Annotated in this window: 17 protein-coding genes and 1 pseudogene; 1 reads left to right on the top strand and 17 read right to left on the bottom strand. The window is 46.2% G+C overall.

Translation table 11 applies throughout. The annotated features are described in order from the left end of the window. The 12 genes from HPY31_RS01575 to HPY31_RS01520 form a co-directional block, all read right to left on the bottom strand. A complete protein-coding gene (locus HPY31_RS01575) occupies window positions 1-933 on the bottom strand; it encodes an ABC transporter permease (protein WP_016739967.1) in 933 nt (310 codons plus the stop codon). A 249-nt stretch (window positions 934-1,182) separates the two neighbouring features. Beyond that, window positions 1,183-2,832: a peptide ABC transporter substrate-binding protein gene (locus tag HPY31_RS01570; RefSeq protein WP_172137885.1), complete on the bottom strand. Its 1,650-nt coding sequence runs from the start codon at window positions 2,830-2,832 to the stop codon at window positions 1,183-1,185. Between the two features lie 115 nt (window positions 2,833-2,947). Continuing rightward, window positions 2,948-3,418, bottom strand: coding sequence for an Lrp/AsnC family transcriptional regulator (locus HPY31_RS01565; protein WP_012686077.1), 471 nt, complete (start codon window positions 3,416-3,418; stop codon window positions 2,948-2,950). A gap of 330 nt (window positions 3,419-3,748) precedes the next feature. Next, on the bottom strand, window positions 3,749-5,056 hold the full coding sequence (locus tag HPY31_RS01560; protein ID WP_172137883.1) for a pyrimidine-nucleoside phosphorylase: 1,308 nt from the start codon (window positions 5,054-5,056) through the stop codon (window positions 3,749-3,751). Between the two features lie 24 nt (window positions 5,057-5,080). Next, entirely contained in the window at window positions 5,081-5,890 is an 810-nt protein-coding gene (locus HPY31_RS01555) for a purine-nucleoside phosphorylase (RefSeq protein ID WP_016739964.1), read from the bottom strand. A 60-nt stretch (window positions 5,891-5,950) separates the two neighbouring features. Then, window positions 5,951-7,123: a phosphopentomutase gene (gene deoB / locus HPY31_RS01550; protein ID WP_172137881.1), complete on the bottom strand. Its 1,173-nt coding sequence runs from the start codon at window positions 7,121-7,123 to the stop codon at window positions 5,951-5,953. A 119-nt stretch (window positions 7,124-7,242) separates the two neighbouring features. After that, window positions 7,243-8,130: a site-specific tyrosine recombinase XerD gene (gene xerD, locus HPY31_RS01545; protein WP_172138890.1), complete on the bottom strand. Its 888-nt coding sequence runs from the start codon at window positions 8,128-8,130 to the stop codon at window positions 7,243-7,245. Window positions 8,131-8,228: 98 nt separating this feature from the next. Next, window positions 8,229-8,468 carry a YqzK family protein gene (locus HPY31_RS01540; protein WP_016739961.1) on the bottom strand — a complete coding sequence of 80 codons (240 nt, stop codon included), beginning with the start codon at window positions 8,466-8,468 and terminating at the stop codon, window positions 8,229-8,231. Between the two features lie 155 nt (window positions 8,469-8,623). After that, a complete protein-coding gene (gene fur, locus HPY31_RS01535; protein ID WP_007720739.1) occupies window positions 8,624-9,088 on the bottom strand; it encodes a ferric iron uptake transcriptional regulator in 465 nt (154 codons plus the stop codon). 94 nt (window positions 9,089-9,182) lie between these two features. Beyond that, window positions 9,183-9,809 (bottom strand): stage II sporulation protein M, encoded by a 627-nt coding sequence (gene spoIIM / locus HPY31_RS01530; RefSeq protein WP_016739960.1) that lies wholly within the window; start codon window positions 9,807-9,809, stop codon window positions 9,183-9,185. A 67-nt stretch (window positions 9,810-9,876) separates the two neighbouring features. After that, entirely contained in the window at window positions 9,877-11,049 is a 1,173-nt protein-coding gene (locus tag HPY31_RS01525) for an endonuclease Q family protein (protein WP_172137879.1), read from the bottom strand. A gap of 4 nt (window positions 11,050-11,053) precedes the next feature. Beyond that, on the bottom strand, window positions 11,054-11,623 hold the full coding sequence (locus HPY31_RS01520) for an NUDIX domain-containing protein (RefSeq protein WP_305793567.1): 570 nt from the start codon (window positions 11,621-11,623) through the stop codon (window positions 11,054-11,056). Between the two features lie 92 nt (window positions 11,624-11,715). Between HPY31_RS01520 and mciZ the strand changes: the two are divergent. Then, window positions 11,716-11,772 (top strand): annotated as a pseudogene (gene mciZ / locus HPY31_RS29115) (Z-ring formation inhibitor MciZ); the annotation flags it as partial. Here mciZ and HPY31_RS01515 read toward each other — a convergent pair. The 5 genes from HPY31_RS01515 to HPY31_RS01495 form a co-directional block, all read right to left on the bottom strand. Further along, window positions 11,771-12,970, bottom strand: a complete 1,200-nt coding sequence (locus tag HPY31_RS01515; RefSeq protein ID WP_172137877.1) for a DUF3866 family protein — start codon at window positions 12,968-12,970, stop codon at window positions 11,771-11,773. The pseudogene mciZ and the gene HPY31_RS01515 sit on opposite strands and share 2 nt — an antisense overlap. A 144-nt stretch (window positions 12,971-13,114) precedes the next feature. After that, on the bottom strand, window positions 13,115-14,236 hold the full coding sequence (locus HPY31_RS01510; RefSeq protein ID WP_016739956.1) for a M20/M25/M40 family metallo-hydrolase: 1,122 nt from the start codon (window positions 14,234-14,236) through the stop codon (window positions 13,115-13,117). A gap of 91 nt (window positions 14,237-14,327) precedes the next feature. Beyond that, the gene (gene mce, locus HPY31_RS01505) at window positions 14,328-14,744 is read right to left on the bottom strand and encodes a methylmalonyl-CoA epimerase (RefSeq protein WP_172137875.1); all 417 of its coding nucleotides are present in this window, start codon (window positions 14,742-14,744) and stop codon (window positions 14,328-14,330) included. 327 nt (window positions 14,745-15,071) lie between these two features. Further along, the gene (locus HPY31_RS01500; RefSeq protein WP_172137873.1) at window positions 15,072-17,207 is read right to left on the bottom strand and encodes a copper amine oxidase N-terminal domain-containing protein; all 2,136 of its coding nucleotides are present in this window, start codon (window positions 17,205-17,207) and stop codon (window positions 15,072-15,074) included. A 240-nt stretch (window positions 17,208-17,447) separates the two neighbouring features. Beyond that, window positions 17,448-18,785, bottom strand: coding sequence for a dihydrolipoamide acetyltransferase family protein (locus HPY31_RS01495; RefSeq protein WP_216675400.1), 1,338 nt, complete (start codon window positions 18,783-18,785; stop codon window positions 17,448-17,450). Window positions 18,786-18,802: the final 17 nt, after the last annotated feature.

The following is an 18,802-nucleotide window of genomic DNA, read 5'->3' as shown; positions in this document are numbered from 1 at the left end:
TTACTCCTTTCCTGCGTCCGAAAGTTTGATCCGTGGGTCTACCAAGGTGTATGCGATGTCAACAATCAGAATCATCACAACCAGGATAATAGAGTAGAACACGGTCGTACCCATGATTACCGTATAGTCGCGGTTTGTAATGGACAATACGAATTCGCGACCAAGACCAGGAACACCGAAAATACGTTCAATAACGAATGCACCTGTCAAAATACCAGCAATCAGTGGACCCAGGTAAGTAACAACTGGCAAGAGCGCATTACGAATTGCGTGTTTTACTGTAATAGCAACAGTGTGCAATCCTTTTGCTTTTGCAGTTTTGATGTAATCTTGACCCATAACTTCAATCATATTGGAACGCGTCAAACGCGCGATAAATGCCATCGGTGATGCGGCGAGTGCCAATGAAGGAAGGATGGTGTACTCAAATCCTTCCCATTTCGCGATTGGAAACCAGCCCAATTGAATAGCGAAAATGTATTGGTAAAAGGACGCCAAAATAAAGCTTGGTACCGATAATCCCAAAACAGCGATAACCATTGCAGAATAGTCTTGCCATCTATTATGGTTTAGTGCTGCGATAACCCCTAACGTAATACCACCAAAGATAGCGAGCAATAAAGCTTGTGCTCCCAAGTGAGCAGAAACAGGGAAACCACGATTAATCATGTCGTTAACATTCGAAGATTTCTCCGTAAACGACGGACCGAGATCCCAAGTTACTACACCTTTCAAATATTCAAAGTATTGTTCATGCAACGGCAGGTTCAGCTTGTACTTTGCCTCTAGTGCTGCCTTAATTTCCGGCGGGACCTGCTTCTCGGATGTAAATGGACCACCTGGTACTGCTTTCATGATGAAGAAGGTGGCCGTTACAATTAAGAAGAGCGAGATGAGCATAAAAATGATGCGCTTACCGAGATAACGGATCAACTAACTTACCCCCTTGGTAGATTTTTGATTGCTTTCACGTCCCATCTTTACACTGCGGAACGCTGCCGACACAGTGTAAAAATCGGCTGTGTAAATAACCCTTAGATCTCTTGCAGTAAAGCTTCTCTCTCTATTTTCTCTTTGCTGGCAATCATGCCAGCTGGTATTTATGGGAAGGGCTTGCATAGCAGAGAGCATATGTGCAACCATATACCCTCTGCTGCAAATCCCGTTTCCTTCATTATGAAATTACTCGATGTACGCGCCTTTCCAATCCACGTCACCCAGGCCCGTTTGGTGAACACCTTTGACCTCTGGTTTCTGTACCCAAGATTGTGTGTACCAGTAAATTGGCATGATTGGCATTTCATCCATCAGGATTTGCTCCGCATCTGCCAAAATTTTCTTACGTTTCTCGAGGTCGGATTCCTTAGCGGATTGGTTCAACAACTCTTTATATTTTGCATTTTCCCAACGTGTATCGTTGTTTCCACCCATTTTATCCTTGAAGAGTTCCAGGAAGTTGATTGGGTCATTGAAGTCACCCAGCCAGCCCATCCGTCCAATCTGGAAGTTACCCTCATGCATATCTTCCAGGTAAACTTTCCATTCTTTATTCTCGAGTTTCACATCTACGCCGAGATTTTTCTTCCATTGGTCTTGGATGGCCTCAGCAATCTTCTTGTGAGCCTCAGATGTATTGTAGGATAAGGTAATCGCTGGCAACTTGCTCATGCCAACCTCTTTCAGTCCCTCTTCCAATAGCTTTTTCGCATTTTCTAGATCCTTATCTTTGAAATAGCCATTTGGATTCAGTACCATGGATGGAGGTACAGCGCCTGTTGCCGGGATTTGGCCCGTTTGGAGAATGTTGTCGATCAAGGCTTGTCGATCGATCGAGTAGGCAAATGCTTTTCTTACTTTAATATTATTAAATGGCGGCTTTTCGGTATTGAACTTGTACCAATACGTACCCGCGATTGGATTGGTTTGAATCTTGCCTTGCTCTTTCAATGCTGAAATCGCATCTGTTGGCAAAGCACTCATCGGTGCGCCAGCCCAATCGATTTCGCCATTTTCGAACATGGAGAGCTCTGTATTTTCGTCTTCTACCATAGAGAATTCGATTTTTTCGAGCTTTACATTGTCTTTATCCCAGTAATTTTCGTTCTTCACGAGCACCATCTTGCTCTTGTGCTCCCAAGATTCGATTTTGAAAGGACCGTTCCCGACGTGCGAGCTTGCTTCGCCTGCCCACTTCGGATTTGCATCAAGTACTTTTTTGTTAACTGGGAAGTAGGTACGGAATGCGAGTAATTCCAGGAAGTATGGAGTCGGATTCTCCAGCTTAACTTCCAGCGTCTTATCGTCAAGTGCCTTCACGCCTACTTCATCAAGCTTTGCTTCGCCCTTATTTGCTTTTTCGCCATTCTTCACGTAGTACAGCTGATATGCGTAGTTGGAAGCTGTTTTTGGATCGAGAGCACGCTTCCAAGCATACTCAAAGTCATGTGCTGTTACAGGATCACCATTGCTCCATTTCGCTTCTCTGATTTTAAATGTGTAAGTGAGCTTATCATCAGAGACGGTATAGCTCTCAGCAGCAGCTTCATGCGGCTTGTCATCGGTTCCAATGCGGGTCAAGCCATCAAAGGTTGCCAAGATAATCGCGCCTGAAGTCGTGTCCTCTGCGAGCCCTGGATCAGTTGTAGGTGGCTCCGAGTGCAGGTTCATCTTTAAAACTTGTGGCTTCTTCTCAGCAGCTGGTGTTGCAGGCTGTGAAGGTGCTGGTGTACCTCCTGCCGGTGGAGTGGCAGTTTGTTGTCCTCCTCCGCACCCTGCCAGGGCGGTTCCTAATACAGCAATTGAGCTCACAAGTGCAAACACATTCTTTTTCAACGCAATAACCCCCAGTACGTTTTTCTTTTTTGTCTTTTTTCTGAAAATAAAGGACGAAAAAAAAACGAAAACTATGCGAAGCTGCTTGACTTCGGCTGGAAGGCATCAACCCCTTTCATTGCAGGGTCACCTCGTCGTCTTGAACGAAAGAGAAGGTGTCTTTGTACTGCTTCAGTTCCAGTGAAACGTCCGCAGCTGCAATTCCTTCAATTTGAGAGAGTCGTTCATTGACAAAGGTGATCAGCTCATCATTACTATGGAAACACGCTTGGATAATCAAGTCGTGCTTACCGCTATAAGCGCCTACAAAGCGTACTGCAGAAAATTTGCTTAATTTTTCTGCCACTTCTTTCTGCAAACCTAGCTTGGTGGTTAACCCGATGATAGCCTGCACATGTAATCCTAATTTCTCTGGATCGGGTTGTATTACGAATTGGAAGACTCCGTCTTGTAAAAGGCGAGTGATACGTGATCGAATCGTTCCTTCACTCACGCCTAGTTGATGGGCGATTTCTGTATATGGGATACGCCCATCTTCATGGAGGATTTGCAGAATCTGTCTGTCGACATGGTCCAGCTTTTTCATAAATACGATTTTCTGGGAACCTCCATCATTTTTTTACGAATTTCGCAACAATCTTTTACAAACAGTCTAATACAATAAAAGTAATCGGAAATGATAGCGGTGTCAACGAAATTTGACAAGTAGAATAATAAAACTTTATAAAGTCAATCCGAACAGTAAAATATTTTTTATATAATAAAAAAACGACTTACATCTTACTATTGAATATGAAAAACTAGATTTAATCAACAATATTTTTTCGAGAAACTGTATTTTTACTCATAAAACAAGGCGTGCTCATGTGCTGTGCACGCCTTGTTTTATTTGATCGATCAACTAATATCCTACAATCTATGCTTCGATAATTTTATAGATCAACGGTTGCTCTCCGTCGATTGCCGTCGAAATCTGGAAGGCACCTTCCATTTCTTTCAACGCATTTTGCAGAAGCTGGTCTTCGTTGGCATGGATAGTGACCAAAACTTCTCCAGCCTTCACTTGATCCCCACGTTTTTTGTGCAGAACAAGACCTACTGCCAAGTCAATTGGCATTTCTTTTGTCAATCTGCCAGCACCCAGGACAACAGAAGCATGACCGATCGCTTCCGCATCAATCGCACTTACAAAGCCGTCCTGTTCGGCTGTAACGGTATGAATGATCTTTGCTTGCGGCAGACGAGACAAATCATAGACGTCCTGCTTATTGCCGCCTTGAGCTTCTACCATTTCCGCCAGTTTATCTACTGCCTTTCCGGAAGCCATCAGGTCTTCGAGCTTCTTGCGTCCTTCTTCCACATCACCAACAAGGCCCCCCATTACAAGCATGCGGGAACCAATAGACAACACCAGCTCAGTCAAATCGCGTGGACCTCTACCTGCAAGGGTCTCCACCGCTTCTTTCACTTCTAGTGCGTTGCCCACAGCAAAGCCAAGCGGCTGGTTCATATCGCTGATAACCGCCACGGTTTTACGTCCTACTTGGCTGCCGATCGCAACCATCGCATTTGCTAACGTTTCTGCCTCTTCAATGCTTTTCATGAAAGCGCCCTTCCCTACTTTTACATCAAGCAGGATGGCATCTGCTCCAGCCGCAATCTTCTTGGACATAATGGAGCTTGCAATCAACGGCACAGCCTCCACAGTAGCTGTCACGTCACGTAGAGCATACAGCTTCTTATCCGCAGGTGTCAGATTGCCAGACTGTCCGATTACGGACACGCCAATATCACGCACCTGCTGCAAAAATTGCTCGCGTGTGCGTTCTACTTCAAAACCTGCGAAGGACTCCAGCTTGTCGATGGTGCCTCCTGAGTATCCAAGGCCTCTTCCAGACATTTTTGCCACAGGAATACCCGCTGCCGCTACCAGTGGCGCAACAACAAGAGTAGTTTTGTCCCCTACTCCGCCAGTACTATGCTTGTCCACCTTAATTCCTTGCAGAGAAGACAGGTCAAGCTGTTCGCCTGACCCTGCCATTGCCAAGGTTAGATCTCCCGTTTCTCTCGCCGTCATGCCACGGAAAAAGACTGCCATTGCCCATGCGGACATTTGGTAGTCAGGAATACTTCCATCGGTATAGCCTGTCACCAGAAACTGAATCTCTTCTGTTGTCAGTTCTCCGCCATCACGTTTTTTGGCGATCATATCGACCATACGCATTGTTAATCCCTCCGAATCCGTTACTTACATTTTGGCTACGATACCGTTGACCAGAGCCAGGAATTGAGATTTTACCTTCTCTGTTGTTTCCATAACTTCATCATGGGATAGAGGCTGTTCCAAAATACCTGCTGCCATGTTGCTAATGCACGAAATACCGAGCACCTTCACACCCATGTGTCGTGCCACGATTACTTCTGGTACAGTTGACATCCCAACAGCATCCCCGCCCAACATACGAAGCATACGGATTTCCGCAGGAGTTTCGTAGGAAGGACCTAGCAGACCTGCGTATACACCTTCACGAAGCTGGATGCCTTGCTCAGACGCAACTTCATGAGCGAGCTTGCGGAGCTGTTTGGAATAAGCCTCAGACATATCCGGGAAACGCGCTCCCAGTTGTTCATCATTTGCACCGATCAACGGATTGCGGAACGTCATGTTGATGTGATCGGAAATCAGCATGAGGTCGCCTGGATTGTAGCCTTCGTTAATTCCGCCAGCCGCATTGGTCACCATAATGGTTTCTACACCGAGCAGCTTCATGACACGGATTGGGAAAACAACGGCGTCCAGTCCATGCCCCTCATAAAAGTGGAAACGACCTTGCATTGCAACAACTTGTTTGCCTTGCAGCTTACCAATCACGAGTTGTCCTTTGTGACCGACAACCGTGGACACAGTGAAGCCAGGGATTTCATGATAAGGAATGATCACCGGATTTTCGATTTCATCTGCCAATACACCAAGACCTGATCCGAGTACGAGACCAATGGTTGGTTTTTCTGTCAATTTCGGTTCGATATATGCTACTGCGTCATGGAAATTTGCCAATTTAACTCTCTCCTTTTTTGTGTTTCTTCTATTATATAAATATTTATTTTTACTTTACCTTTATAAACGATTCAGGAAGCTCTTCCCAATCACGGGAGCTGTTACTCCAAAATTGTCTGCGATGGTCGCACCCAAGTCCGCAAATGTCTCGCGGATACCCAAATGTTGTCCAGCTTGAATCCCCTTGTGATAAGCAAGCAACGGAACGTATTCTCTGGTATGGTCGCTGCCATGATGTACAGGATCGTTACCATGGTCTGCCGTGATTACCAGCAAATCATTTTCTTGTAGCGCTTCCAAAAGCTCTGGAATACGAGCGTCGAACTCCATTAATGCCTGACCATACCCTTCTGGATCACGGCGATGACCGAACTTCGCATCGAAGTCCACGAGATTGACAAAGGAAAGGCCCGTAAACGATTGTTTCATCGTGCCCAGAATTTGATCTACACCATCCATATTATCTTTGGTACGGATAGATTGGGTAACACCCTCTTCTGCGTAGATGTCGCTGATTTTGCCAATGGCAATAGAAGCAAGACCAGCATCTTGCAGACGATTCATGACTGTCGGAGCAAATGGCTTCACGGAATAATCATGACGATTTGCTGTACGGCTAAAATTGCCTGGCTGCCCAACAAATGGACGCGCGATGACACGAGTAACGGCGAATTCATCACGAAGCGTCAACTCACGGGCTACCTCGCAAATATGGTACAGCTCTTCAAGCGGGACGATCTCTTCGTGTGCTGCCACCTGGAATACACTATCCGCAGATGTATAGACAATCACTGCACCGGTATTCATATGCTCTTCGCCAAGCTCGTCGAGAATGTCTGTTCCAGAAGCGACTTTGTTCCCGAGCACCTTACGACCGATACGCTGCTCAAATTCTGAGATCAACTCTTGGGGAAATCCATCTGGATACGTGTTAAACGGAGTAGACACATGCAGACCCATGATTTCCCAATGACCCGTCGTCGTATCTTTCCCCATGGAGATTTCCTGCATTTTCCCATAATGGGCCATAGGAGCTGCTACTGGTTCAACGTTTTGGAGTGGTGCTATATTTCCCAATCCCAATTTTTGCAGGTTGGGCAATGAAAATCCTGCAACTCGTTCCGCAATATGACCTAAGGTATTCGCTCCTGCATCATTGAACTTAGGCGCATCAGGTTGTTCGCCAATCCCTACGCTGTCCATGACGATCAGAAAAACTCGAGAATACTGCATCTTAACGCCTCCTGTTTACCAGTCATTCATTTTCTATCATCAAGTCGTCAGACGTCTGACCTGATTCAGAAAATTTTTCTCCGCCCGACAATCAGGCGGAGTCGATCGTTTTTTCATACTCATGCTCGCGGATGTGTCTTGGCATAGATGTCCTTAATCCGCGTTCTGGTTACATGTGTGTAAATCTGGGTGGTTGAAATATCAGCATGCCCAAGCATCTCTTGAACAGAGCGCAAATCGGCTCCATTTTCCAATAAATGAGTGGCAAAAGAGTGGCGAAGCGTATGGGGTGTAATCTCAGCACGGATGTTTGATTTTTGGGCATATCGCTTAATAATTTTCCAAAAACCTTGCCGTGTAATTTGTTTGCCCAAGTGATTCAGAAATAATGCATTATCGCCAGTTCCTTTTACCAGCTTGGGTCGCCCTGCCTGTAAATAGTGGCGAACCATTTGAATGGCAACTGAGCCTAACGGAATGATTCGTTCTTTTGATCCTTTTCCCAAGCATTTGACAAAGCCCATATCCAGATTCACATCAGCACTATCCAGATTGACTAACTCCGAGACACGAATGCCTGTCGCATATAGGAGCTCAAGCATCGCCTTGTCCCGCAGCCCGGCAGGATGATTGACAGGAGGACTTTCCAAAAGACGTTCCACTTCCTCAACAGAGAGCACTTTCGGCAAGCGTTTCTCGATTTTCGGTGTTTCCAGATGGATGGATGGATCTTTATCTATGTATTTATCCCGAACGAGAAACTGATAAAACGCCCGTATCGATGCCATGTTGCGAGAAAGCGTTGCTGTAGCACGTCCTTTTTCCCGTAAAACAAGTAAGTACCCAACGATGTGCGTCCGAGTAGAATCCTCTACGCGCGTGACACCTTGCTCTTGTAAATACGAGGTAAAGGCCACCATATCCCGTTGATAGGATTCCAGGGTATTTCTCGATAACCCTTTCTCCACAGTCAGGAAATGAATAAACTGATCAATCAGACTGTCCATGAAGCTGTCCCCTTCTAGCTGATAAGTATCTTGTATTGCTTTCCACAAAGAAAAAGAAACTCCTGCTTCTCCAGATAAAAAACTCTATCAAACCTGCATTACTCTCCCGTTAAAAAAAAGAGCTGTAGTCGTGCGACATATCCGTCAAAATCCTGTGTCTGAGAGGTATTGATCACTTTTACTACCTTCACCGCGTTACCATGCGGTTCATGATAAGGGTTTGCCGGGAGAAATTTGTCCGCCAGCAACGTTATGATGCCATAAGAGAGCAAGGTACAGGTAATGAATAGAAGCAAGAAACGAAGCCCCTCCATCACGCGGCGATAAGAGACCTTCATCCGTAAGCCTCCTTACAGACTTTCTTTCATTTATATGCACTTGTCCCCTGCTGCATTCGAATCGATCCTCTCTTAGGATTCCACAGGAATAGGTCTGCCATTACAAAAGCTCCCAAGGAAAAAAGAAAAACTTCTCCGTTCCCAGAGAAGTCGACTTATTTGAAGTCCTCCACGTTCACTTTATCTACACAACGATTGCAGATCCCGTAGAAGGTCAATCGGTGGTCGGTAATATAAAAGTTGTAAACATTCTTGACTTTTTCTTCTGCTGTGACAAGCAGATCTTCAAAAATTTCATCCACCGTACCGCAATTAAGGCAAATAAGGTGATGATGGTGATAGGCAGCATTATCATCACGAAGATCGTAACGAGCTACGCCATCGCCAAAATTCATTTTATGAAGGATCTTCAGTTCGCTCAACAGCTCTAATGTCCTGTATACGGTTGCAAGCCCGATTTCCGGTGCTTTATCCTTCACCAGCAAGTAAACATCTTCCGCACTCAAATGATCTTCTTCATTCTCCAACAACACGCGAACAGTGGCTTCACGCTGTGGTGTCAGCTTGTAGTTCTGTGAATGCAACTGCTGCTTAATTTTCTCTAATTTTTCTTCCAACATTAATGCCCCTCCCCGCTCGCATGAAACCTGTTCCTATTATAGTAGAGGGGCATCGAATAAGTCAAATGCATAAGTTCTTACCTGAGAATTATTCTTAATTAAGTACGAGCTGCATCAACCTAGGCGAAATGAAGGTTTCAAACAAGGCTGCAATCGTCAATACCGCCAGCATGCTAAGAACAAGAACAGTATAGCCCATAAAATGCGGCATGATGACATCCCTTTTACTTAGCACTCTCGTCCTTATGAGTCGAAGCGAGAACGAAATTCCGCTGACGCCTACAATAAAAAGGGCAGGGACGACTAATAAATTTTGCGGGAGAACACCCACCATGGCAAATGTTACACCTTGCCATTGGAGCTGACTCACCAAAAAACCAACAGTGAAACCAACTACGACTCCTTTTAAGAAGAGCATCAGCAAAATCATTGGCAACCCAATAATAGATAATCCCAGCACCCACATGATCGCTATGGTTTTGGCATAATGACCAAACGCCTGCTGAAAATGGGCACTCGTCTCAGGGATGCCATCACTGCCAAGACTGTTGAAAAAATATTGCAGAAAACCGTACAGCTCCTGCTTCTGTGATAATGGCAATGAATTGACGAGGACGGCTCCGAAAATAATGCCCATTGTAAACAGGACGATCGTGAACCAGTAGAGTGACTGATGCTCTCTCGCATAGGATTGGATAGTTTGTCCGACTCGTGAACGCACACTTCGTCGCCTCCCGCTTGGCTGATTACTGTACAGCTTATGCGGACGAGTTCCACCCTATGACAACCTACATCGGGACGATCTTTCCGTAAGTACCAGCGCCGCCCTTTTGAATGGAGAGCTTTCCCTCTCGTGCTTGTACGATAAGTGAAGCGATTTTCTCTCCGACCACATGGGTGAGCTCTTCTTCGGTCGCACGATGCAGCACGTTCATCTGTGTACCAAACGACCGATACAGCTTATCCAATAATTTCGGACCAACCCCCGGAATGAATTCCAACGGGATTTGCTCGATATAAGGAGGACGGAACGTCGGATGCTGGCAAGCCTCTACATCCGCCAGCTGATCAATGCGCGCTGCAACCCCTCGCACAATTCGTTGGAAGCCGCATTCCGGACATTTGCCTGAGGCATCCGCCGCGAGTAAGGACTGGCACCCTTGGCAAGCCGTTTGATGATACTTTCCAAGCTCGGGATGCAGACCATAATTCACATGAACCCCTCTTCCACCGATGCGCTTAATCGCTTTCACCCACTCTGCGAAGGAACGCTCTTGCATATACATCGCTTGATATTCCCGGCCTATCTTTGCCAGAGAATGGGCATCTGAGTTTGTGAGAAAGGTTTTGTCATGGAGCTCGGATATGCGGTCCGCCATAGTGGTATTCGCGCTCAATCCCAGCTCAACCGCATAAACGAGCGAAGGATCAAGCACTTCGGCCATCGAATCTGTACAGCTCCCGTACATCCCTTTATGCGGCGTAAAAATATGGGCCGGGATCATAAGGCCCTGCAATTGGTGGACACAGGCTTGCAATTCCTTCAGTGATGTGTAAATACGCTGAGAGCTTAATTGCACATTTTTGCAGCGTTCAGACAACCACGCGGTAAATTGCTTCATTTCTTGCAGCTTCGGCAAATAAACAAGAAAATGAGCTGCACCTCGTCCTGGCTCTTTGATTTCTACTTCGCACCCCAAGATTAACAACGTATCTTTGTAGGAAATTCCTCCATCATCCTGTTCAGTTGCTGACCCCTTTTCCAACAGATCTACCAGCTCATCCTGAACCTCCGGCGAATGTGCATCGATAATCCCGATTACATCCATTCCCTTTTTTTCTGAGGCCTCCTCTAAAATTTTGGTGAGAGTCATTTGGCGAGAAGCCGTTATTTTCACAGGTTTACCCGTCCACGTACCACCAATGTGAATATGCATGTCACAAAAATACGAAGTAAGCATGGTATTAGCCACGCTCACGCAGCATTTTGTTTTCCCATGCAAACAATGCCACTACTGTCTTGGCATCGCGAATTTCCCCACTTTGATGCAGAGCATGCGCTTCTTCCAGTGTTACTTCCAGCACATCAACGAACTCATCCTCGTCCGGCTTGCTTTCTCCTTTTTTCAAACCTGTAGCCACAAAAACATGTAATATTTCATCTGCGAAGCCTGGCGATGTGTAAAAAGAGCTAAGCGGTGTGTACTCACTCGCAACGTAGCCTGTCTCTTCCTCCAGCTCGCGCATTGCACATGCGAGCGGCTCTTCCCCTGGCTCCAGTTTTCCCGCTGGGATTTCTATAATCGTACGCTCCAATGGCTTGCGGAACTGTCGAACCACAACCATTTTGTTATCATCTGTTATCGGCAATACGGCAACCGCTCCTTGATGATTCACGATTTCTCGCTTGGCTGTGTTGCCGTTTGGCAGAAGCACCTCATCTACCTTCACCTTGATAATTCTGCCGTCATAAATCGGTTGACTTGAAATGGTTTTTTCATATAAGTGATCATATTTACTCACGGTCGTCATCATCCTTTTTCGTGAAGTCGTTCTAAATCGTCGATTCCCTCCATAAGTTGGGAGCATAGAGCTTGTCCACCTTATTGTATCGGAGGAGATCATGAATGAAAAGATATGTTAGCGAAAAGCAATTGCGTATGGTAGGGAAGGCTTGGGAGATCAAGGCTGCGCTTCGTTCCTGGTCAAATAAAGACGCAACCCTTCAAGAGTATTTGCTGAGACGGGCAAATGCGGGACGTCGTTAACGATTTGGACGGTATAGCCCAGACTGTTTCCTACAAAATCGGCTGCAATCCATGCCGTTTGAAAAGGCGCAGGGTCCTCTTGCCAATTTCGCCCCATTGTAGAAAAGGACAAGCCATACCCCTTTTCCAGCGATGCCAGTTCTGACAGGTCTGGGACTTTTCCCTTTATGAAAATGTGCTTCCCCCCAGCTTCTATTGTTTTCATTTGCAGCGAAAGGATTTCATCTCTTTCATCCCCGAAAATCGGGATTGTAACCAGAGCAGGGCAGAGAGCAAATCTGTTTAAAATCGATATGGTATGGTGACTGACACCGTAATGTCTGGGACGTTGGTCCTCAAAGCTGATTCTGGGAATAAAAAAGGGTGTTCCTCCAAGAGTAGATACGGCATGAATGACCTCAGCTAACTGAATTCCCGAGAAGCCATAAGATGTACCCGTACCTGCTACCCCAGGTCCCAGCATACAAATAATGATATCGGCATGCTCTACTTGGCATGCTGCCAATAAGCCACTATGAATCGTCAATGACTCGCGATCTCCGCCCCACGCATGACCTGTCGTCACTGTCGCATCCAAGCCCCCGATTGCTTTTAATCGATGGACGTGCTGGCTCAAGGCAATCGGCAAAGATGCGCCGTCCGGCATCACATATACGATACGGGCATTTGGACTTTTTTTACGCAAGGCAAGGACAGCAACAGGTAGAAGACTGTGCAGCTCACTGATCAAAACAGGGGTACCTTCCAGGGATAAGTCTTCTTGCACAAACAAATGGTGGTACGGACTAGCCTGTTCTTCTACCGAATCAACCGCTAGCTGCCATGGCGAATAGCGCATTTTCATGACATGTCCCCACTCATTCGGCAGGACATCCGTTTCCTCTGATTGTGTGACCTTTCCTACGACAAAGTGATACCCGCCTGTCCCCAATTCAAGGCGAACAGCGGTTGTATTGATCAAAAGTAAATCGCCACTTTTATAATCCTCCTGCAAAAAAGACAACACTCTCTCCATTTTGAATCCGGCAACCGATTCTGTCTGGACTTCGAGTATCTGCATCCCTTTTTTCTTTTCCAGAACTTCTTGGACCGTCCCTACCACCAAACGGAGCACTCAGCCTCCCCCTTTCATTCCTGCCTCGTCCCCGAGCTTTCTATTCAGTCTATGATGAACAGTGGTTGTCTCAATCATGCAAACAAGTAAACGAACGAACAAAAAGGCCGGAACCCCTCACAAGGAGATTCCGACCTCTTTTGGTTACTCTTGTACTTCTGCAATAACAGCAAGCACCAGCTCAGCCGCTTTGTTCAATTCAGCGATTGGCATGCGCTCGTTTTTGGTATGGATTTCTTCATAGCCAATGGCGAAGTTTACGCTTGGCACGTTGTAACCGTTAAATACGTTACCGTCGCTTCCGCCACCGCTTGCAACCAGCTCAGGATTGCGGTCTACACGTTTAACTGCTGCAATCGCTTTTTGTACAACTGGCGTTTCTTCGTTGAATTTGTAGCCATGGTACATAAAAATAACCTCATTTTCGCAAGTCGCACCCATCTCAGCAGCCACTTCTTCAAATGCTGTCGTCATTTTCTTCACTTGCGCTTCCAACTTGTCCATTACCAAGCTGCGAGCCTCGGACCAAATTTCCACATAATCCGTTACGATATTGTACGCTTTTCCACCTTCAAAGCGACCGATGTTTGCTGTTGTGTCTGCATCGATTCGGCCCAGAGGCATACGGGAAATTGCTTTACTAGCGACCGTTATAGCACTGATGCCATCCTCTGGATTCACACCTGCGTGCGCTGCTTTGCCGTGGATTTTGGTTACGATGCGGTATTGACCAGCACCAGCTACTGTAATTTTTCCAACTGGACCTTCCGAATCGAGAATGAAGCCCATTTCTGCCTTCAGCAGGCTGGAATCCATTGCACGGGAGCCTACAAGTCCGGACTCTTCTCCCACAGTCAATACGACTTGGATCGTTGGATGTGGCAGGTTTTGCTCTTTCATGCTGCGAATGCCTTCAAAGATCGCCGCGATTCCTGCTTTGTCATCTGCACCGAGGATCGTCGTTCCATCAGAATAAATGTAGCCATCGCGAATTTGAGGCTTGATTCCGTTTCCTGGTACGACCGTATCCATATGGCTGCTAAACAGGATAGTTGGGCCTTTTCCAGTTCCCTCCAACGTTGCGATCAGATTGTTTGCACCATGTCCCGTTTTCGCTGCTGCGTCATCCTCTTCTACGGTAAAACCCATCTCAATCAGTTTTTCTTTGAGCACCTTGTTGATCTCTGCTTCATTCTTCGTTTCACTGTCAATCTGGACGAGCTCCAAAAATTCATTTAACAAACGCTCTTGGTTGATCGTACTCACACTCGTTACCTCCTGATTGTACTGCCCGATTTTGGTACATATTCACAAGTTCCAGTATACCGCAAAAAATTTTTTTCTACTACGTAAACGCCTATGATTCTTTCGGATATTGGCACAGCTCATACAAAACGCCGTTGGCTGCCTTTGGATGCAAAAATCCAATCAACGCATCATGTGCCCCGGTTTTGGGGATCTCGTGAATAAGGGGTACACCTTGCTCTTTTAATGTGGCTAAACGAGCCGTAACGTCATCTACATCAAAAGCAATGTGGTGGATGCCTTCTCCGCGCTTTTCCATAAATTTTGCTATCGGACTCTCATCACTCAACGGCTCTAGTAATTCAATATGACTTTCGCCGATCTTTAAAAATGCCACTCGGACTTGTTCACTCTCTACAATTTCGGTTCCAACCAACTCCAATCCCAATTGCTCGGTATAAAAGGGAAGCGTCTTATCCAAGCTTTTTACCGCAATGCCAATATGGGCAATTTTTTTCGGTGCGCTCATGAATCATCATCCTTTTGTAAGTGGTTGTCTCATTGGCTGCAATTCGGTACAATTTCAGCATGGGCAAAAAAAGAAAGCCAATGATATCCTTTTCTTCATTCTAGCACAGCCACTTACAGAATCACCTGATAATTTCCTCTACCTTGAAAGGAGGTTTGATTAGAATGAGACACCAATCGCTCTTTGCCAAAATCCTGATCGGCATTCTAATACTCTCACTCATCGTTCCCACGTTTTTTTATTTTCAATAAACGAGTGATAAAACAATGAAAAACCCCTTTCCGACCGAAAAGCGGAAAGGGGTTTTTCGTTTATCCCAGCGTGTTTTTATTTGTATACGTATACGCTTGGAGCAGCCCAGCCGACTTTGTAACCAAGATTATCCGTAACGGTACGGATTGGAATCATTGGCATACCGTTTTTGAGGACAACAGGTGTTGGCAGTTGAATGTCTGTTTTCCCTACTTTTGCTGTTTTCGACCCAACTGTAAACTTCACGACTTTGGTTCCACTGATAACCGCAACACTTGTATTGTTCCATTGCGTAGTCAGTGCCAAAGCTTCTTTAAAGAATTGGGCTGGAACCATGGTCGTATTTCCTTCAATGTAAGGAGCTACAGCGAGAGGATACGTTTTGCCGTGCAGGGTGAAGCTTGCTGTATTTACTTTAAAGGAAGCCGAGTTCGCTGGAATAGCAGTCGATGGTTGTTGTGGTGTTGGCGTTGCAGGCTTTGGTTGAGCCGGGGAAGGCATCCCTACGCCGACAGCACGCGCAAACAACAAACCTCTTTCTTCGGAAGTAAATACGCTGATGCTATATGTGTTTTTCACAGCAGGGTTTACGATGTTCGCTGCCGGATTGATCGCAATATTAGCGACAGTTGCCGCAGGAATATCCTGAGACGGATAAATCAGAACGTTTTGTCCACGAACTGCGACGAAATTCGCACCTACACCATTCACAGAGATGTTAGCCGGCGCGATATAAGCCGGTACCTTGTAGCCCACTGGGAATACGATCTCGATGAAATCACGCTGCTTTTGCAGACCAACACCCAATCCTTTGATTGCTACATTCACACCTGTCTGCTTGCCAAGTGCATTTTGTGTCAATGCGATAGTTGCGGTGCTGTTGTTAATACCAGTATTTGGTACAGGTACTGGAGTTGTTGGGTTAGTAGGGTTAGTTGGCGTCGGGGTCACCGAAGAGCCACCTATGCTGAAGGATTTGGATTCCAAAGTTCTTCCGGAAACAGTAGCCTTCAACGTGTAGCTGCCAGCCGTTTTTGGATTCGAAATCCACGCTCCGTAAGTAACTTCAACCTTCACTTTGCTAGTCGCTTTGAAGCCAGTTGGTGCAACCAAGGCGACTCTGTTCCCGATTGCAGTTGCTTTCCTCGCTGCTTTCCCGTTGATCAAGAAGTCGGATGCTGTCAAAATGCCCGGTACCATATCAGACGACGGGAACTCAAGAATCAGTTCGCCATCTTCTTTCAACTCTTTGCTGCCGAAGTCAGCATCAAACGTGTAGCTAGTGCGAGCACCTACTCCTGGATCAGACAGATTCACCGTAAAGCTGTCGGAAGCGTTTGAGCTGGAACCGTTTTTCGTGATTTCGAATGTATCTGACTCATATGTCGTACCATCGTATTTCACTTTGATAACATATTTGTCACCGGAACTTGGATTCTCAATGCCAGCAGCTTTGTCAAATTCCAACGTAATGTAATCATCTGAGTCTGCTCCACTCGGAATCTTTATATCTACCGAGCTACCGCTAACACTGACGGATTTTGCTTTCGTACCGTTTACCTTTACATCGTCTTCATCAATGCTCGAAGGCAGCATGCCTTTCTCTGGGAAAGTGACAGTAATGGTGGAGTTCGTCTCCAGCTCATCGCTACCCTTCAGAGAAATTTTGCCGAGCTTGAGGCTTACTTTATCGCCTGCTGCTTTGCTGCTCAGCGTTACGCTGTAATCGTTTTTGGACTTGCTATTGTTGCTGCTTGAGCCGCTTTTTTTGATCTCAACTTTGTCTTTGTCAGAGCTCTCATTTTCGGTTTCTACGCTTACATCATATGTACCCTTGTCATCAGGATTTGTGATCCCGTTTTTAATGGTAAATGAGATTTTATCTCCTTCATCAAAATCCTCATCCACCGTGATGATCACTTCATTGCCATCCACTTCTACCCTCTTGACATCTATACCGGAAATATCTTTCTTACTGATTTTTTTATCCACATCGAAATCATCGTCGAACTCAACCGTGATAGTATCTCCGCTATCCAGGTCTTCTTCAAGCGTGAATTTAATATCATACTCACTTTCTTTACCAGCACCATCGTTGTCAGCTGATACATCCAATTTTTCAATAGCATATGCTTGCGGTACTGCAACAAAAGGTGTAGCTGCCAGCGCTGATGCCAGCACTATTGGTAGTGCTTTTTTACTTTTCTCCATGTTTTTCCTCCCATAATTACCGTTAATCTGGAAAACCCTCTAGCATGACGCTACCAGTCTACCACAAATGCTATCAGGTGGGAATCATTTCTATGTCATTTATGAGACTTCCTGGCTCCAATTGTTAAGACGAAGATGACTCGGAAAAAGTTACATACGAAATGATCCATTTGGAAAATTTTTTTGGTGATTCTTTTATCAAAAAAACCAGGTCTTTGCTTGACCTGGTTTTTCGACACTCTAGTACAGCTTGGTATCCGGTCCTACATTCTCAAGCTTTTGTTTCACACTCTGCAGGAATCGCCCGCAAACCAAACCATCCAGCACGCGGTGATCCAAGGACATGCACAGATTAACCATAGAACGCACTGCGATCATGTCGTTAATGACGACAGGGCGTTTCACAATGGATTCGACACTAAGAATCGCAGCTTGCGGAGCATTGATAATCGGCTGGGACAAGACAGAGCCAAAGGAGCCTGTGTTGTTAACCGTAAAGGTCCCGCCTGTCATGTCATCCATCGTCAATTTCCCTGCACGGGTGCGTGCTGCCAGATCATCGACTGCCTTCGCAATGCCAAGAATTGATTTTTGGTCAGCATGCTTGATGACAGGAACATAGAGAGCCTCTTCCGTAGCTACTGCGATGGAGATGTTGATGTCCTTTTTCACAATGATTTTGTCATGTGCCCATGTGGAATTGATCATCGGGTACTCTTTCAACGCTTCTACAACCGCTTTGATAAAGAACGGCAGGAACGTGAGGTTGAGTCCTTCTTTTTTCGCAAATTCGCCTTTTGCCTGATTACGGAAGTTAACGAGATTGGTCACATCTACTTCGACCATCGTCCAAGCATGTGGGGCTTCATGCTTGCTCTGTACCATCCGGTTTGCAATCGTACGACGAATCGACGTTACAGGTACAACTTGATCACCACTTGCAACCGGAATATCTACGGAAACAGCCGAAGTCGTAGCTGGTGCTACCGGTGCAGGTGTTGAAACGACAGTAGCTTGTTCAACCGCTGCTACAGGAGCCTGCGCCACTGTTTCTTTTACTGTCTCAGCTGGCTTTTGGCCGCCCGCGTCGATAATCGCTTGGACATCTTTGCGGGTAATGCGACCGCCTGCTCCAGTCCCCACAACGCGGGACAAATCAATGCCATGTTGCTGTGAGAGCATGACAACAGCAGGTGAATAACGTTGTTTTGGCCCATCGACGTCTGGTGCTTGTTGAATGGATACAGCCGGCGTTGCTGCCTTTGGCTGCTCGGTTGCAGGCGTTTGTGGTGCCGTAGTTTCCGTCGTGCTAGCAGGCGCTGCAGTTCCACCTTCCGCACCACTTTCTTCTATATAGAGGATCAATGTGCCGACAGCGACGGTCTCGCCTTCTGGCACGACGATCTCAGTAACGCGTCCTGAAACGGTAGAAGGAACCTCTGCGTTTACTTTATCGGTCGTTACTTCAGCCAGTGAATCGTATTTCTTGACTGTGTCGCCTACATTGACCAACCACTTGCTGATGGTGCCCTCGGTCACGCTCTCTCCGAGCTGGGGCATTAATACTTTCGTTGCCATGATCCTTGGTCCTCCTC

Origin of the sequence: Brevibacillus sp. HB1.3, from assembly GCF_013186635.1 — a bacterium.
Lineage (GTDB): Bacteria > Bacillota > Bacilli > Brevibacillales > Brevibacillaceae > Brevibacillus > Brevibacillus brevis_D.
Note: the sequence above shows the minus strand (reverse complement) of the source record. Positions and strands in the feature narration are given on the sequence as shown.

What these genes read in the sequence shown, in the direction of transcription:
- HPY31_RS01565 (WP_012686077.1), bottom strand. Translation starts at nt 3,418, where the DNA reads ATGAAAAAGCTGGACCATGTCGACAGACAGATTCTGCAAATCCTCCAT.
- HPY31_RS01560 (WP_172137883.1), bottom strand. Translation starts at nt 5,056, where the DNA reads ATGCGTATGGTCGATATGATCGCCAAAAAACGTGATGGCGGAGAACTG.
- deoB (WP_172137881.1), bottom strand. Translation starts at nt 7,123, where the DNA reads ATGCAGTATTCTCGAGTTTTTCTGATCGTCATGGACAGCGTAGGGATT.
- xerD (WP_172138890.1), bottom strand. Translation starts at nt 8,130, where the DNA reads ATGGACAGTCTGATTGATCAGTTTATTCATTTCCTGACTGTGGAGAAA.
- HPY31_RS01540 (WP_016739961.1), bottom strand. Translation starts at nt 8,468, where the DNA reads ATGAAGGTCTCTTATCGCCGCGTGATGGAGGGGCTTCGTTTCTTGCTT.
- fur (WP_007720739.1), bottom strand. Translation starts at nt 9,088, where the DNA reads ATGTTGGAAGAAAAATTAGAGAAAATTAAGCAGCAGTTGCATTCACAG.
- HPY31_RS01525 (WP_172137879.1), bottom strand. Translation starts at nt 11,049, where the DNA reads ATGCTTACTTCGTATTTTTGTGACATGCATATTCACATTGGTGGTACG.
- HPY31_RS01520 (WP_305793567.1), bottom strand. Translation starts at nt 11,623, where the DNA reads ATGATGACGACCGTGAGTAAATATGATCACTTATATGAAAAAACCATT.
- mce (WP_172137875.1), bottom strand. Translation starts at nt 14,744, where the DNA reads ATGAGCGCACCGAAAAAAATTGCCCATATTGGCATTGCGGTAAAAAGC.
- HPY31_RS01500 (WP_172137873.1), bottom strand. Translation starts at nt 17,207, where the DNA reads ATGGAGAAAAGTAAAAAAGCACTACCAATAGTGCTGGCATCAGCGCTG.
- HPY31_RS01495 (WP_216675400.1), bottom strand. Translation starts at nt 18,785, where the DNA reads ATGGCAACGAAAGTATTAATGCCCCAGCTCGGAGAGAGCGTGACCGAG.